Origin of the sequence: Avibacterium sp. 20-126, from assembly GCF_044358625.1 — a bacterium.
GTDB lineage: Bacteria > Pseudomonadota > Gammaproteobacteria > Enterobacterales > Pasteurellaceae > Avibacterium.
In genome coordinates this window covers 953,698-970,000 of record NZ_CP091457.1, presented here as the reverse complement: position 1 = coordinate 970,000, position 16,303 = coordinate 953,698, and the positions used below count along the sequence as shown (strand labels likewise).

Here is a 16,303-nt window from a genome sequence, read left to right as displayed (position 1 = left end):
CAAATTCTTGGGTATTCAGATTTTTCATTAATACAGCATTTACCTTTACCTTACGGTATCCCACCTCAAAAGCACGATCAATGCCTTGCATAATTTCAGCAAATTTATCTACCCCGGTAATACGTTGAAACATTTTAGCATCAAGGCTATCGACACTCACATTTATAGACGTAATTCCTGCTTGTTTCCAAGCTGATACCTCTTTTGCCATACGATAACCATTTGTTGTGAGCGCAATTTGCTTAATATGTTCAACTTGCTGAATGTGTTCCACGATTGAGAGGAAATCTCTGCGTAAGGTCGGCTCACCGCCCGTGATACGAATTTTTTCCGTACCAAGATGAGCAAAAGCACGCACCAAGCGAACAATTTCACTTTGAGTAAGAAAGCTCGGTTTATTTGGCTCTGGCTGATAACCATTGGGTAAACAATAGTTACAACGAAAATTGCACATATCTGTAATAGATAAGCGCAGATAATAATATTGGCGAGCAAACCCATCTATAAGACGCGTTTCTCCCACCTGCTTTATGGGAATTGTTTGCATTAGACACCTTTCTAAAATGAGAGAGGATAAGCCGTTTCCAACGTATCCCTGAGTAATACAACATTGTATTACTGGCATTGCTACCTTATTTCATCGTTAAATAAAACGTAGGCAAACAAGCTCGGGGTTATGCGAAAATTTTCTTTATTCTAAAGGTTTAAGCGAATTTAAGCTATACCTAGAATGAGATCTATATCAAAAAAGGGGATATTTTTTACTTATAAATCAATTGTATAATATTTTATATAACGAAAATTTATAAAATTTACACCGCACTTTTGTTTAAATTTGTTTATACTTAACATCCGTCTCACCCTCACCTATTTAAGGAAAAATAATGAGTGATTTAACACCACATAGCCGTCATGAAAACTTAGATAAAATAAATAAAATTGTGGCTATTGGCGGAGGACACGGACTTGGACGCGTAATGTCTGCCTTGAGTTTTATGAAAGAACGTCTTACTGGTATCGTTACCACTACAGATAATGGCAGTTCGACAGGAAGAATTCGGCGACAGCAAGGCGGGATTGCTTGGGGTGATCTGCGTAATTGTTTAAATCAAATTATCACAGAACCTAGCACTGCTTCGGCATTATTTGAATATCGCTTTTCAGGAAGTGGGGAATTAGCAGGTCATAATCTCGGCAACTTAATGCTTAAAGCATTAGAAAATATGCATATTCGCCCAACTGAAGGGGTGAATTTAATCCGCGATCTCTTACATGTAAAATCATTCATTATCCCAATGTCTGAAACCCCTGTACACCTCGCTGCTTCGCTTCCCTCTGGCTCAAGCGTAGTTGGTGAAGTCGAAATTGATGATTTAACTGAAATCCCCAATTCTATTTTTCTTGTTCCCCTTGTCAGTGCGACGCCCGAAGCGATACAAGCCATTCAACAGGCTGAAATTATTTTATTTGGACCGGGGAGTTTTCTCACTAGCATAATGCCACCGATTTTATTACCTGAAATCATCGATGCATTGAGAAACAGTCAAGCTAAGAAAATTTTCATTGATAATCTTGGAGTTGAGCATAGTCCTTCTGCGGCATTGTCGTTACAAGATCGGATAAATTGGATTAACGAAACGGTAGGGAAAAATATTATTGATGGCGCAATTGTTCAAAATGGCTTAGAACCAGCACAGAAAAATGAAGGTTTAACCCTTATTGCAAGACGATTACGCGCAGATGATATAACCTACCGCCACGATCGCACATTATTATGCAAAGCCATTGATGATTTGATTGAAGAATTAATAAGATAAGTCATTGTACTTAAAAATAGGACGAAATCCTTTCGCCCTATTTTTTTTCTAAAATTATTTATTAATTAAACTCAAAAACTCTTTCCTTGTTTCTCGATCATCAAGGAATACGCCACCAAATGCAGAGGTAACGGTATAACTATTGGTATCTTTAATACCTCGACATTTCACGCAAAAATGGGTAGCTTTAACATACACTGCCACATCTTCTGTTTCTAAAATGGTTTGGAAAGCCAGTAAGATTTGTTCAGTTAAACGTTCTTGTACTTGTGGGCGTTGGGCAAAAAATGCCACAACACGATTAATTTTTGATAATCCAATCACCCATTTTTTCGGATAGTACGCAACGGACACCATTCCATCAATAGTGACAAAATGATGTTCACAAGTGCTAGTTAGCGTAACGTCATTCACCAACACCATTTCGCTCACTTTCATTCGATTTTCAATATTAGTGATTTTTGGGAAATTGGCGTAATCCAAGCCACTAAAAATTTCATCAATGAACATTTTGGCTAAACGAACGGGGGTTTCCTCAAGGCTATCATCACGCAAATCCAGACCAATCAATTTCATTACCTCACGCATATGTTGCTCAATGCCTTCTCGACGTTGAGATTTTGTAAGTTGTGTGGTAATCATCGGGGTTTCTATCCCTTTGCTCACTAATGCCTGACGAACTTTCTCTGCCTCAGGTGAAATTTTATTCATTGACTACTCTCCAAATTTTAAATTGGGCTATTCTATCAAAGTCTAAAACAATAATAAAATGAGAATAATAGTTAATTTATATGAAAAAAATGAGTAGAATGAGAAAATATTTAAGCAGACAAAAGGACAATTTATGCTTAGCCTTCAACAAGCGCTAACACAGATGTTAGATCAACTTCCTTTACCACAACAATGTGAAACGCTCCCCTTATCGCAAGCGAGCCAACGTATTTGTGCGGACGATATTATCTCTCCAATTAACGTGCCTTCTTTTGATAACTCTGCAATGGACGGTTATGCGGTGCGTCTTGCGGATCTTGCACAATCACATACGTTAAACGTTGCGGGCAAAGCCTTTGCGGGTAACCCTTTTAATGGTGAGTGGTTGCCACAAAGTGCAATACGAATTATGACAGGCGCAATGATCCCAGCGGGTACCGATGCCGTGGTCATGCAAGAAAATGTGCAACTTAATGAAGACGGCACGGTAACCTTCAATGAAATCCCCAAATTAGGGCAAAATATTCGCCGTGCTGGTGAAGATGTGAAAAAAGGCGATGTGGTACTAAAAACAGGCGAAAAACTCACCGCACTTTCCTTACCCTTACTTGCGTCTTTAGGTATTGCTGAAGTGCCTGTATTTGCGCGTTTAAAAGTCGCTATTCTTTCTACGGGTGATGAATTAGTGCCAGTAGGTGAACCATTAAGTGAAGGTAAAATTTACGATACTAACCGCTTTACGGTGAAATTATTGCTCGAAAAATTGCCTTGTGAAATTTTAGATTTCGGCATTTTGCCTGATGATGAAGCGTTATTTGAAAAAGCCTTTTTACAAGCACAAGAGCAAGCAGATTTAGTCATTACCAGTGGCGGTGTTTCTGTCGGTGAAGCAGATTTCACAAAAAATATTTTAGAAAAACTTGGCACGGTCAATTTCTGGAAAATCGCAATGAAACCCGGCAAACCTTTTGCATTCGGTAAACTCGAAAAAGCGTGGTTTTGTGGCTTACCGGGAAACCCCGTTTCGGCATTCGTTACGTTTTATCAGTTAGTACAGCCTGCTATCGCAAAACTCAGTGGATATAGCCAATGGCAAGCGCCACAACAACTCAAGGCGATAGCCAGTGAAAATCTGAAAAAGGGCATCGGTCGCAAAGATTTTCAACGCGGTTTTTATTGGCTCAATGAACAAGGACAACTTGAAGTCAAAGCCATTGGTTTTCAAGGTTCTCATCTCTTTAGTGCGTTTATTGAAAGCAACTGTTTTATTGTATTAGAAGCAGAACGAGGCAATGTTCAAGCCGGTGAAATGGTTACCATTGAACCCTTTAATGAATTGTTGAGCTAATTATGATCGAACTCACTGCGGAAGAAGAACTGCGTTACAATCGCCAAATTGTACTGAAATCCATTGATTTTGATGGCCAAGAAACATTGAAAGATAGCACAATGCTTGTTATGGGCTTGGGAGGCTTGGGCTGTGCTGCAAGCCAATATTTAACTGTAGCGGGCGTTGGCAAATTAATTTTAGTGGATTTTGATCGCGTCTCTTTGTCTAACTTACAACGCCAAGTGCTACACGATGATAGCCGTCTTGCAATGCCCAAAGTGGAATCCGCTAAGCTCAGTTTACAACGCTTAAATCCACACGTGCATCTTGACGCAATCAATCAACAATTAACGGATGACGCGCTCCTTGCGTTATTACAAAATGTCGATGTGGTGCTAGATTGTACCGATAACGTGGAAACACGGAATCAGCTAGATCGTTGTTGTGAGCAAAGCAAAACGCCGCTTATTTCGGGGGCAGCAATCCGTATGGAAGGACAAATTTCCGTTTTCACCTATGAAGAAAACACGCCGACTTATCGCCAACTCAGCCAACTTTTTGGCAATGCGCCGCTAAGTTGTGTGGAAACCGGCGTGCTTGCTCCGATGGTGGGGATTATTGGCTCAATGCAAGCTCTTGAAGCAATCAAAGTGCGGTTGAAAATTGGCGAGAATTTATGTGGACGATTATTGCTAATTGATGGCTTTACGATGAAAGTGAGGGAAATTAAGCTTCCCGTTTTGCATAAATAAGTGAAATATCGCGGCATTCATTGCCGTGTATTTTTTCTCTCCTTTTTTCTCCCCGTTTTCTCTCTACTTTTATTTCTCCACTTAACTTATTTGCTTGCCATTTTTACCTATTCCTCAAGATGAACGTGCTAAAATTAATACACGCGTGAAAAGCTGTTTAAACAAACGAGGAATGGATTCCACACCGCGTTGCTTAATCTCATTAGATAACGCCACGGCAAGATCGGGCTTTGATGTGCGTTGTATGGCACGTTGAATGATACGATGAACCAAATATTTCTGTGAACTTTCCTGCCAATGCGCTAATCGAATAAACACTCGCTCAAACCCGGCATAATAGAAAAAATGTTCAATATCTTTTTTCGGTAAATAAGTGAGTCGCATTGCGGGTGATTCATTCTCATTCAAGAGACTTTTCGTAGTTGCTGAATATTTTTTACCAGCCTCATCGCCATCAGTTAGCACATACCATTCAATTCCCATCGCTTTGGCATAATGAATTAAAGCACGCAATCCACACTGCGCAAATTCTACGATCCTGATGCCTTCCATCGCAAGATCAATACCAAGTAGATCAGCCAATTCTGTTAAAATCCAAACTTCCGTTTCTCCCTCCACTAGCAGCCACATTCGCGAAAATAATGCGAGACTACGGTTATGGCGAATATGAAAGCTTAAACGGCGTAATTCCTCTTTATTTAATTGATGTGAAAGCTGAAAAGCTTGTGTGCGTTCACTGCCTCTCACTAAACGGCAAATCGCCTGCAAAGGGATTTGTGAGAGCAATTCCACAGAATTTGTAGTGGTAATACGTTGAATGGGTAAATAACTGACTAATTCCCATATAATCGCCACCATTCTAGGATGCAAACGGGCGTCTGGATCTTCAAATAAAATAATCGGCCGTAAGCGGTGAAGATCGCGTAATTCATTGGCAGAAACAAATAATTGGCTTAATTGTTGAAATAAAATATGGCGTAATGAATGGTGCTGTTTTTCGCGCAATTTCAGGCAAAGCGATTTCACATCATTCCAAAGTGCGGTGGTATCTTGCATTAATTCTGCTGACATAACGCGATTGAGAAAATAATGTTGCAGTAAGCACAACGTGGATTGAATTTCGCGATTAAGCTTAGGGTCACCCAACCAAGGTGATACCGAGAGAGGTTGAGCATTAGTGAGGGAGTTACGTCTTGCATCACGAAAACGATAAACAGGATGTTGTGCAATTAATGCCATTGCCATTTGTTCTGGGTCTTCTACGCTAAGTATTTTCCCTTCCCCATCTAAAAAATGGTAGGTGGTGATAATCTCTGAGCCTCGCATTTCCCCCATAATCTGAAAATAAATTTTGGCATAAGGTTCATCATCAAAAACGGCAAGTTGAGTATAAGGGAAATGCGCTAAGGATTTTGCTTCACGGTGAAGGCTAAAGGTAAATAATAGGGTAATTTCTTTCACCGTAGAGGCATTTTTTTCGTCTTGATAAAAATCCGTTGATTGGAATTGATAAAGGCGTTGCTCGTTATTAAAAATGACACTTAACGCTGCCAATAAACTGGATTTCCCCCAAGCATTTTCACCAATCAACACCATATTCGGTTGTAAAGTAAGCGAAAGGCGGTTTATGCCACGAAATCCCACCAAATCTAATTGACGCAAATACATCATCGCTCCTTTGTATTTTTATCTCACTTGCGTAAAATAGCACAATAATTTCATCATTTTAAGGAAAAAACTGTGTTTGAAGGATTACTTATCGTCCTCGCCCCCATGTGTTTAGGCTATTTTTTTAAGACAAAAAATACCGCACTTTTACAACGTATAAACCAAATAGTAATGCTTCTGCTTTATGTCATTTTGTTCATTATGGGCGTATCTTTAGGGCATTTAGACGATCTTGCCAACACGTTACCGTTAATTGGCATTTCTGCCTTCAGCTTTGCTTTAATCATTCAAAGTTGCAATATTATTGGCTTAATGCTCTATGATAAACTTTACCCATTGCCACTTAAACGTTTGGGCAAAGATTTACCTTCCCGTGGGCGATTATTATTGGATAGTGCCAAACTTTGCTCAATGGTATTAATTGGTTTTATGGTGGGGATTTTGACCAAAGAATGGCTCGCCTTTCCTTTTAGTACAAGTACTTATGCTTTGGTTCTGTTGATCTTTTTTGTCGGCATTCAACTGCGTAATAATGGTATTGCGTTACGTGAGGTGATCTTCAATAAGCGTGGCATTTATACGGGGATTGTTTTTATTATTACTTCCTTGCTAGGCGGTATCATTTCCGCTTATGTCCTTGATTTACCAATGACGCAAGGTTTAGCCATTGCATCTGGGTTTGGCTGGTATTCCCTTTCTAGCGTTGTGATCAATGATGCTTGGGGGCCGGTATTTGGCAGTATCGCATTTTTTAATGATCTCTCACGGGAAATTCTGAGTTTATTTATTATTCCCTTCTTTATGTTTAAGTATCGCTCTACCGCAGTCGGAATGGCTGGTGCAACCGCATTAGATTGCACCTTGCCCATTATTCAACGTTCTGGCGGCATTGAAGTTGTCCCACTGGCGATTAGCTTCGGCTTTGTGACGAATATCGTTCCGCCCATTTTATTAGTATTTTTTTCCAGCATTCCACTTGCTTAATTATTCACTTTCAGCCTGTATCTTCTATATAGGCTGAAAAATCCGTCCAATTTCCACCGCACTTTTCTTTTTAATATTTAGCAATAAGAATGATTCTCTCAAATAGAATAATTATTATTAAAATTTCCTTTTAAAATGAATAACTTATAAATATTTTTAGTTGCAAAAAAGAAAAAACTGGTTAAACTATGCCCAGTCTAGTTAATCATTAAGGAAAGGAGTGGCTATGTTACAAGACGCGATTATTAAGAAATTAAACGAACAAATTAATTTGGAATTTTATTCTTCCAATGTATATTTACAAATGAGCGCTTGGTGCTCAGCAAATGGCTATGAAGGCGCAGCAGCCTTTTTGCTACGCCACGCAGATGAAGAAATGATGCATATGCAAAAATTATTCACCTATGTAAATGAAACAACCGGTATGCCATTATTAGGCAAAATTGAAGCACCAAAAAATGATTACAAATCATTAAAAGAAGTCTTTGAGATCACGCTTGAACACGAAAAATTTGTTACCGCAAAAATCAATGAACTAGTGGAAGTTACCTTTGAGCATAAAGACTACTCTACTTTCAATTTCTTACAATGGTACGTGGCAGAACAACACGAAGAAGAAAAATTATTCAGTAGCATTATTGATAAATTTAATTTGGTTGGTGAAGACGGACGCTCGCTTTACTACATCGACCGCGATTTAGCTACATTAGAATAATCAGAATAAAAGGAGAAAAAAATGTTATCAAACAACGTGATTAAATTATTAAACGATCAAATGAATTTGGAATTTTATTCCTCAAACTTATATTTACAAATGAGCGCTTGGTGCGAACAACAAGGTTTTGACGGTGCAGCACAATTTTTGTCTACTCACGCAGCGGAAGAAATGCAACATATGCGTAAGTTATTCACTTATTTAACTGAAACAGGGGCATTGCCAATCATCAGTGAAATTGATGCACCACCGCACGAATTTAGTTCATTAAAACAAGTGATTGAAACCACTTACCAACATGAAAAATTAATTACCAGTAAAATCAATGAATTAGTTGGAAAAACCTTTGAAGAAAAAGACTTCTCTGCATTCAATTTCTTACAATGGTATGTGGCAGAACAACACGAAGAAGAAAAATTATTCAGTGGTATTTTAGATAAACTGAATCTTCTCGGCGATGACGGCAAAGGCCTGTTCCTTGTGGATAAAGACCTTGCCAAACTTGCAGTTAATCACGCTTAGTTATCAGTATAAAGCCAGTTATTCGCTGGCTTTTTCTTTGTCCAAAATTTGCTGATTTTCCACCGCACTTTGGATTTGTTGATAATGACAAGTGCGGTAGAAAAAGGCGGAAAGAAGTATGCAAAGCATTAAAATAATTTGAATTAAACGTTTTTTTGTTAGCTTTTCAGTGGCCATTAGGATTTCCTTAACAATTATTTAACTATTTAAAACTTCTTAATTTTACCATTTAGTGGTATTATTTCTTGCGTTAGATCAATTTTATATGATTTTTTCTGCTTTACCGAGTTATTTGAGGATTAAATGAAAATTTTAGCTAATGACAGTAAAATTGGGCGTCGTGTTCAATCCGGCGGCTGTGCCATTCACTGCCAAGATTGTAGTATCAGCCAACTCTGTATTCCTTTCACATTAAATGAACACGAACTAGACCAGCTTGATAACATTATCGAACGCAAAAAACCGATCCAAAAATCTCAAGTCTTATTTAAAGCAGGCGATACCCTTCATTCTCTCTATGCAATTCGTTCTGGCACGATTAAATCTTATACGATTAGTGAAACAGGTGAGGAACAAATTACCTCTTTCCATTTGCCCGGTGATCTCGTCGGCTTTGACGCAATTATGAATATGCAACATCCAAGTTTTGCACAGGCTTTAGAAACCGCAATGGTCTGCGAGATCCCTTTTGATATTTTAGATGATTTATCAGGCAAAATGCCCAAATTACGCCAACAAATTATGCGTTTAATGAGTAATGAAATTAAAAGTGATCAAGAAATGATTCTCTTACTGTCTAAAATGAATGCCGAAGAACGCTTGGCGGCGTTTATTCATAACCTTTCTCGTCGTTACTCGGCTCGTGGTTTCTCTGCACGAGAGTTCCGTTTAACGATGACGCGTGGCGATATTGGCAATTATTTAGGTTTAACCGTTGAAACCATTAGCCGTTTGCTAGGACGTTTCCAAAAGTCAGGAATGCTCTCGGTTCAAGGAAAATATATCACCATAAATAATATGGCAGAGTTATCACAATTAGCAGGAGTAACCAAAACGCGTATTCAAATGGTCAGCTAATTGGCTTTTCACTCAACTAGTGCAACAATATGTTGCACTAGATCACGTTTTTTTCCACACTAACTTGTTATTCTTGCCAATCTTTTCTATGCTATAAGCCAATTAACCATCATTTGGAGGTTGTTATGAAATTTAAAAATATCTTGGTTGTGTTAAATCCTGAAAATGAAAAGCAATATGCCCTTGCTCGCGCGGTGCGTTTAGTCAAAGAACAAAAAAGTGAAAATAGAGTAAACATTACCACGTTTATGACGGTTTATGATTTATCTTACGAAATGTCCGCGCTGCTTTCTTCAGAAGAACGTGAAAATATGCACCAAGGTGTTATTGAACAACGCCAAAAAGTCATTAAGCCTTATTTAGAAAAATACGCCGATCCAAATATTGAATTTTATTCAAAGGTTGTTTGGCATAGTAATGAAGCGGAAGCCATCGCGGAAGAAGTGGAAAAAAATCACTACGATCTTGTTGTGAAATATACACAGGAAGAAGAAAGCATTACATCACTTATTTTTACCCCGATGGATTGGCAATTATTACGTAAATGCCCCACTCCAATAATGATCGTAAAAGACGGCGATTGGAAACATCAACGCCGTATTTTAGTTGCGGTCAATGTGTCTGATGACGAAGAGCATCATAGCTTACTGAATAATGAATTAGTGACACTAGGTATTGATTTAGCCGATAGCTTAGAACGCGGAAATGTACACCTTGTTACCGCTTATCCACCAACACCAATCAATATGGCAATCGACTTACCTGAATTTAGCGCGGCTGATTACAGTAATAGTATTCGCGGACAATACTTGCTCAATATGAAAGCCCTACGCCAACATTTCAATATTGATGAAGATCACACCCACGTTAGAGAAGGTTTCCCAGAAGATATTATCCCTGAAGTGGCGGAAGAATTAGGGGCGGAAATGGTGGTGCTAGGCACAATAGGCAGAACCGGGCTTTCTGCAGCTTTTCTTGGAAACACCGCAGAACACGTTATCAGCAAATTAAATTGTAATTTATTGGCAATTAAACCGAATGACAAATAGCCCCAAATGAGCATATAAAAAAGCTGGCCTCAATATTGAGATCAGCTTTTTTTCATTTCAACAGCTAAAACAGTGGATTATTTTGCATAAAGCGGTGCTGGACCAATAGGCCCACCCTGCGTTGAATTTTCTTGCTGTTTTACTAATTTTCCTGACGAAGAAATTTCTACACGACGATTTTCTCGTAAGCAGTCTTTTAATGCTTGACCCGTTACGTTATCACAAGCTTTCACTTGATATGCTTTTCCATAACCAATTGCTTCAATATGCGCTGTTACTCCCTGCTGAATTAACCTAGCTTTAACTCTATCAGCCCGACGTTGTGAAAGCTTTAAGTTATAGGCTACAGACCCCAAGCGGTCAGTATGACCAGAAACTTTAACATCTTTAGCTTGTGCTTCTTTTAGTTGTTTAGCTACATTATCAACAACCTCTATTCCTTTTGGTGAAAGTGTATCCTTGTTAAAGTCAAATAAGAAGTCGCCTTTTAGACTAAAAGATAAACTTCCATTACATCCATTTGGATACCAAAAGAAGCTTTGTGCGTTCATATCCTTATCGAATAAAATTTTATATTGACAGATTTTATGCTCACCATTTTCACGGTAATTAAACACATAATCCCACTCACGAACACCAAATAAACCTTCTGCAAAATGTGGACGATCGATTAAGTTATAAATTTGATCTTTATTCATACCTCTCTCAATCATTCGAACATTGTCCCAATTAGGCCAAGAGCCGTATTGACTACCATCGTGGTTAAATTTAGAATCCTCAATTTTCGGCCAAACTAGGTTATCTGATGTACCTTCATCAGTAACCTTGCTTAAGTTTCCGCATGCTGTTAATGTCGTTGCAGCAACAGCTGAGAATAAAAGATGTGATAATTTCATATTTTTACCTTAACACTGAATAAAATCATTACTTAAAATGAACGGAATGCTCAAATGGCATTTTTGTTCGGCGTTATATAGTAAAGCGAATTGCTAATAAAGTAAATTAACAAAACGCTTTACTAAACGAAATCCAACAAGTTTTTTGTCAAATAATGTAAAGACCGAGTTTTTTAGCGCTTCTTCCTTAGTATAGGGTACGCTCATTACGTTTTAACCACCCCAATAGCACATTATCTGCACTTTCTTCCGCTTGTTTCCCTAATTTCTGTACAAGGGATTTTTTCATTGCGTATTTCACCGAAACGACAAATTTATCTTTAATCGCTCGCAGGATCACATCATCGCTGGTGGCAATTTCATCAACTAAGTTTAATCCTAACGCGTGCTGCCCAAACCAATGCTCTCCAGTGGCTACCTGCTCAATATCAACCTGTGGACGATGCTGTGCAACAAATTGTTTAAATAATTGATGGGTTTCTTCTAATTCTTGCTGGAATTTTTCTTTCCCTTTTTCCGTATTTTCACCAAGTAAAGTGACTGTACGTTTATATTCTCCCGCGGTCATCACGTCCACATCCACATCGTGTTTTTTCAGTAAACGATGAATATTCGGCACTTGTGCCACCACCCCTACTGAACCAATAATAGCGAAAGGTGCGGCAATAATGTTATCCGCTACGCACGCCATCATATAGCCTCCACTGGCTGCTACTTTATCCACTGCCACGGTTAATTTAATCTGGTGCTGTTTTAAGCGTGCTAACTGGGAAGCCGCAAGCCCATAACCGTGAACCACACCACCGGGGCTTTCCAAACGCAATAATACCTCATCTTCCGGTTTGGCTACGGCGATAATAGCACTCACTTCCTCGCGAAGTGCGGTGGTTTCTGAAGCAGAAATATCCCCTTTAAAGTTCAACACAAATAAATGGGGCTTGCGTTCATTTTCTGGATTTTCACCTTTTTTACGCTTTTCTTTTTCTGCTTTTGCTTTTTGTTTATCCTCTTTTTTACGTGCTTTTTCTACTTGTTTTAACGCTTCTTCAGAAAGATGAAACTCCGCCAAACGCTTGGCATTTTCTTCATATTCTTGCGATAAATCGATGATGACCAACTCCCCTGCTTGATGAGATTTTTTCTGTTTAAACGCCATAATCATCGCGACAATGCCAGTAATAACCAATAACACCGTAAGAATTTCTAAAATAAATAAGCCATAGCCCATTGCTAATTCTGACCACATAATCTGTCCTTGTTGTTAAATAAAAATAAAAATGTGATCATAAAGCATTTCTGACAAAGTGCAATTTCTCGCTGATTATTTACGATTAAGAAAAAATCTTTTTCCTTTTATCCCATTGTTCTAGAAAAAATTCCCTCTATAATGACCGCACTTTATAATAAGCACAATTTAAGGATTTCTTATGTCGAAAGTTCTTGTTTTAAAATCAAGTATTCTTGGCGATTACTCACAAACAAATCAGCTTGCTGACTACCTTGTATCAAAATTACCTACTGGCACCGAAGTGGTTGAGCGTGATTTAGGCGCGACCCCATTGCCACATTTTGATGGTATTGCTGCCAATGCCTTGCGTGGCGAACCAAAAACCGAACAAGATAAAGCATTACTGGCACTTTCAGATGAATTGGTCGCGGAATTAAAAAATGCCGATACCCTTATTATCAATGCACCAATGTACAACTTCAATATTCCAACCCAATTAAAAAGCTACATTGATTTCATTGCCCGCCCACGTGTCACTTTCCAATATACCGAAAATGGCCCTGAAGGCTTAGTAAAAGGGAAAAAAGCCATTGTATTAGCCTCTTTCGGCGGCGTACACCAAGGGCAAGTCACGGATGTTATCACCCCCTATTTGAAAACATTCCTTGGCTTTATTGGAATTAATGATGTGGAATTTGTTTATGTAGAAGGCGTAGGATCGGGGGCAGAAGTCGCCGCTAAATCGCAAGAACAAGCAAAAGCAAAAGTGGATACATTAATTTAATGTCTTTTAAAGAAAAAAGAGCAGGCTTTCCTAGCTCTTTTTCTTTTAGCACCAATCCAATCAACGCCAATGTTGATTAAATACATTAATAACAAGCGATAACTGCATTATGCATTCTCGAATTACCTCTCTCATCTAATAGGTCGTATTATTAATCAGCTGTGATATAGAAATCACCAAAAATTTACACCGCACTTTATCTTTTATAAAAAGATAAAAAATAGTATAAATGAGGGCTAAGTTAAAAATATCTACTCATTTACCTCTTTTTTTGTAATTTCTCAAAAATCATACAATTTTTACGAACAATTTTTTATTTTCTTTGTCTTAAGCAACATAATAAACATACTTTCAGCAATGAAAGAAAATAGCGTGAACTCCTTTAAAAATGGAGATCTGTTCTTATTTTAAAATGAGACTTAGTAACGAAATGGAGAAATAAAGTGAAAAGAAAACATTTTTTATTAACCAGTATCGCTCTTGGCTTAACCGTGCTTGGTACCTCTGTAAACTCAATGGCAACATTACCGCCCCCAAGCACGCTTTCTAGCCCCCCTACTTTGGCCCCAATGTTAGAGCAAGTGCTACCTAGCGTCGTTTCCATTGCAGTGGAAGGAAAACAAAAAACCCGTTTCCAAAATGACGATATTCCTGAAGAATTCAAGTTTTTCTTCGGACCAGAAATTTTTAATAATAACTCACCGCGAAGTTTCAAAGGTCTTGGTTCTGGTGTGATTATCAATGCCGAAAAAGGTTACGTACTCACTAACAATCACGTGATTGATCAAGCAGATAAAATCACGGTGAAATTACAAGACGGACGTGAATTTAACGCAAAATTAGTGGGCGCTGATGAGCTTTCAGATATTGCTTTAATTCAACTAGAAGATCCGAAAAACCTTACTGAGATCAAAATGGCTGACTCTGATAAACTACGTGTTGGCGATTACACTGTGGCTGTTGGAAATCCCTTTGGTCTAGGACAGACGGTGACTTCAGGCATTGTCTCTGCTCTTGGGCGTTCAACAGGTTCAGAAAAAGGTAGCTATGAAAATTACATTCAAACTGATGCTGCAGTAAACCAAGGCAATTCAGGAGGGCCATTACTCAATCTTAATGGTGAATTAATTGGTATCAATACAGCAATTATCTCACCAAGTGGAGGAAATGCCGGAATCGCTTTCGCCATTCCAAGTAATATGGCAAACAGCCTTGTGAAACAAATCCTTGAATTTGGTGAAGTTCGCCGTGGATTATTAGGCATAAAAGGCGCTGAACTCAATGCTGAGCTAGCCAAAGCACTCAAAATTAATGCACAACAAGGGGCATTTATAAGTGAAGTGTTACCTGATTCTGCTGCAGAAAAAGCAGGCTTACAAGCTGGCGATGTAATTACCGCCATTAACGGGCAAAAACTGTCTAGCTTCGCCGAATTACGTGCAAAAATCGCCACGACAGGGGCAGGTAAAAGCGTCGAATTAACCTATTTACGCGATGGCAAATCCCATACAACTTCCGTTACCTTACAACCAGATGAAGAAGCCAAAGCCAGCGCAACAAACCTTCTTCCAGCATTAGAAGGTGCCGAGTTAAGTAACTACAATGCAAAAGGACAAAAAGGCGTTGAAATTAGCAAAATTAAAGATAAATCACTTGCTCAACGCTTAGGCTTAAAAGACGGAGATGTGATTATTGGTATAAACCGCACACCAGTTGAAAACTTGGATCAACTACGTAAATTACTTAAAGATAAACCTTCTACTATCGCATTAAATATTTTGCGTGGTAAAACAAATTTCTACTTGCTGGTGCAATAAAGAAAATGAGGAGAACATAAAAAGACTATATGCACAGTACCATTTTTATTATCAAATAAATTCCAAGTTTCACATGCTCTTTGACGAGCATGTGAATATCATTTTCCTCTTGACTGAGTTTATCTTATAAATCTATTTCTTCATTTAACAAAATTATCTGCATTAGGGTAATAGAATTATCCCTTCTATATTCTAAACGATTAAAATATTTAGCATATCGTTAAACTTTTAGGGGCTGTCCTAGATAACGACTAAAAACCCTATTTAGGTTAGAATGAACCAATGAGAAAAAGTCGTCTAAGTCAGCATAAACAAAATAAACTCATTGAGCTATTTGTCGCAGGGATTACAGCAAGGACTGCTGCGGAGTTGGTCAATGTAAACAAAATGACAGCAGCATACTACTTTCATCGTTTACGCCTGCTCATCTACCAAAATAGCCTACACTTAGAAATGTTTGAAGGTGAAATTGAAGCCGATGAAAGTTATTTTGGTAGTGCCCGCAAAGGTAAACGTGGTCGTGGCGCGGCAGGGAAAATCGCGGTATTCGGGCTCCTTAAACGCAATGGCAAGGTTTATACCGTTGCGGTTCCGAATACTCAATCAGCCACCTTGTTACCTATTATTCGAGGGAAAGTAAAGCCTGATAGTATTGTTTACACCGATACTTATCGTAGTTATGATGTGCTTGATGTGAGTGAATTTAGCCATTTTCGTATCAACCACAGCACACATTTTGCTGAAAATCATAACCACATTAATGGAATTGAGAATTTTTGGAGCCAAGCAAAACGCCATTTACGCAAATTTAATGGCATTCCTAAAGCCCATTTTGAGCTTTATTTAAAGGAATGCGAATGGCGTTTTAATTACAGTGACATAAAAACTCAATTTTCCATTTTCCATTTTAAAACAACTAGTTAAAGGGAGTTTGGTCTAGTTATCTAGGACAG

General features: G+C 38.4%; 16 protein-coding genes, 1 pseudogene and 1 riboswitch (1 of these 18 cut by a window edge). Of the genes and pseudogenes, 11 read left to right on the top strand and 6 right to left on the bottom strand.

The genetic code is table 11. The annotated features are described in order from the left end of the window. Positions 1–547: the 5' portion of a GTP 3',8-cyclase MoaA gene (gene moaA / locus L4F91_RS04465; RefSeq protein ID WP_395897528.1), read on the bottom strand. The gene continues 467 nt to the left of window position 1, outside the view; the window shows 547 of its 1,014 coding nt (coding positions 1–547); the start codon lies at positions 545–547; its stop codon lies beyond the left edge, outside the window. Beyond that, a riboswitch (molybdenum cofactor riboswitch) is annotated at positions 536–686 on the bottom strand. (Overlaps the previous gene by 12 nt.) A gap of 198 nt (positions 687–884) precedes the next feature. Here moaA and yvcK point away from each other — a divergent pair. After that, positions 885–1,817, top strand: coding sequence for a uridine diphosphate-N-acetylglucosamine-binding protein YvcK (gene yvcK, locus L4F91_RS04460; RefSeq protein ID WP_395897526.1), 933 nt, complete (start codon positions 885–887; stop codon positions 1,815–1,817). A 54-nt stretch (positions 1,818–1,871) separates the two neighbouring features. Here yvcK and folE read toward each other — a convergent pair whose 3' ends face one another. Continuing rightward, the gene (gene folE / locus L4F91_RS04455; RefSeq protein WP_250364459.1) at positions 1,872–2,528 is read right to left on the bottom strand and encodes a GTP cyclohydrolase I FolE; all 657 of its coding nucleotides are present in this window, start codon (positions 2,526–2,528) and stop codon (positions 1,872–1,874) included. A gap of 133 nt (positions 2,529–2,661) precedes the next feature. Here folE and moeA point away from each other — a divergent pair, with 133 nt between their 5' ends. Beyond that, positions 2,662–3,876: a molybdopterin molybdotransferase MoeA gene (moeA, locus tag L4F91_RS04450; RefSeq protein WP_395897524.1), complete on the top strand. Its 1,215-nt coding sequence runs from the start codon at positions 2,662–2,664 to the stop codon at positions 3,874–3,876. 2 nt (positions 3,877–3,878) lie between these two features. Then, positions 3,879–4,610 carry a molybdopterin-synthase adenylyltransferase MoeB gene (moeB, locus tag L4F91_RS04445; RefSeq protein WP_395897522.1) on the top strand — a complete coding sequence of 244 codons (732 nt, stop codon included), beginning with the start codon at positions 3,879–3,881 and terminating at the stop codon, positions 4,608–4,610. Positions 4,611–4,724: 114 nt separating this feature from the next. Here moeB and L4F91_RS04440 read toward each other — a convergent pair whose 3' ends face one another. Further along, the gene (locus L4F91_RS04440) at positions 4,725–6,278 is read right to left on the bottom strand and encodes a DUF2813 domain-containing protein (protein ID WP_395897815.1); all 1,554 of its coding nucleotides are present in this window, start codon (positions 6,276–6,278) and stop codon (positions 4,725–4,727) included. 72 nt (positions 6,279–6,350) lie between these two features. On the opposite strand from L4F91_RS04440, the gene L4F91_RS04435 reads away from it, so the two are divergent. The 3 genes from L4F91_RS04435 (at position 6,351) to ftnA (L4F91_RS04425) (ending at position 8,499) form a co-directional block, all read left to right on the top strand. Next, entirely contained in the window at positions 6,351–7,262 is a 912-nt protein-coding gene (locus tag L4F91_RS04435) for a lysine exporter LysO family protein (RefSeq protein ID WP_250350430.1), read from the top strand. Positions 7,263–7,488: 226 nt separating this feature from the next. Further along, positions 7,489–7,977 (top strand): non-heme ferritin, encoded by a 489-nt coding sequence (ftnA, locus tag L4F91_RS04430; RefSeq protein ID WP_115249686.1) that lies wholly within the window; start codon positions 7,489–7,491, stop codon positions 7,975–7,977. A 21-nt stretch (positions 7,978–7,998) separates the two neighbouring features. Further along, complete coding sequence (gene ftnA, locus L4F91_RS04425) at positions 7,999–8,499, top strand: non-heme ferritin (RefSeq protein ID WP_395897520.1); 501 nt, start codon at positions 7,999–8,001, stop codon at positions 8,497–8,499. Between the two features lie 18 nt (positions 8,500–8,517). Here ftnA (L4F91_RS04425) and L4F91_RS04420 read toward each other — a convergent pair whose 3' ends face one another. After that, positions 8,518–8,676, bottom strand: coding sequence for a hypothetical protein (locus L4F91_RS04420; RefSeq protein ID WP_250350433.1), 159 nt, complete (start codon positions 8,674–8,676; stop codon positions 8,518–8,520). 126 nt (positions 8,677–8,802) lie between these two features. Between L4F91_RS04420 and L4F91_RS04415 the strand changes: the two genes are divergently transcribed. Continuing rightward, positions 8,803–9,576 (top strand): FNR family transcription factor, encoded by a 774-nt coding sequence (locus L4F91_RS04415; RefSeq protein ID WP_265778181.1) that lies wholly within the window; start codon positions 8,803–8,805, stop codon positions 9,574–9,576. A 125-nt stretch (positions 9,577–9,701) separates the two neighbouring features. Beyond that, entirely contained in the window at positions 9,702–10,625 is a 924-nt protein-coding gene (gene uspE / locus L4F91_RS04410) for a universal stress protein UspE (RefSeq protein ID WP_395897518.1), read from the top strand. Positions 10,626–10,702: 77 nt separating this feature from the next. Here uspE and L4F91_RS04405 read toward each other — a convergent pair whose 3' ends face one another. Beyond that, a complete protein-coding gene (locus tag L4F91_RS04405; RefSeq protein ID WP_250350436.1) occupies positions 10,703–11,521 on the bottom strand; it encodes an OmpA family protein in 819 nt (272 codons plus the stop codon). A 187-nt stretch (positions 11,522–11,708) separates the two neighbouring features. Next, complete coding sequence (gene sohB / locus L4F91_RS04400) at positions 11,709–12,767, bottom strand: protease SohB (RefSeq protein ID WP_395897516.1); 1,059 nt, start codon at positions 12,765–12,767, stop codon at positions 11,709–11,711. Positions 12,768–12,948: 181 nt separating this feature from the next. Here sohB and L4F91_RS04395 point away from each other — a divergent pair, with 181 nt between their 5' ends. The 3 genes and pseudogenes from L4F91_RS04395 (at position 12,949) to L4F91_RS04385 (ending at position 16,290) form a co-directional block, all read left to right on the top strand. Next, positions 12,949–13,533 carry an FMN-dependent NADH-azoreductase gene (locus L4F91_RS04395; protein WP_395897514.1) on the top strand — a complete coding sequence of 195 codons (585 nt, stop codon included), beginning with the start codon at positions 12,949–12,951 and terminating at the stop codon, positions 13,531–13,533. Between the two features lie 443 nt (positions 13,534–13,976). After that, positions 13,977–15,350: a Do family serine endopeptidase gene (locus tag L4F91_RS04390; RefSeq protein WP_395897512.1), complete on the top strand. Its 1,374-nt coding sequence runs from the start codon at positions 13,977–13,979 to the stop codon at positions 15,348–15,350. Between the two features lie 282 nt (positions 15,351–15,632). After that, positions 15,633–16,290: pseudogene (locus tag L4F91_RS04385) on the top strand (IS1595 family transposase). Positions 16,291–16,303 lie beyond the last annotated feature (13 nt).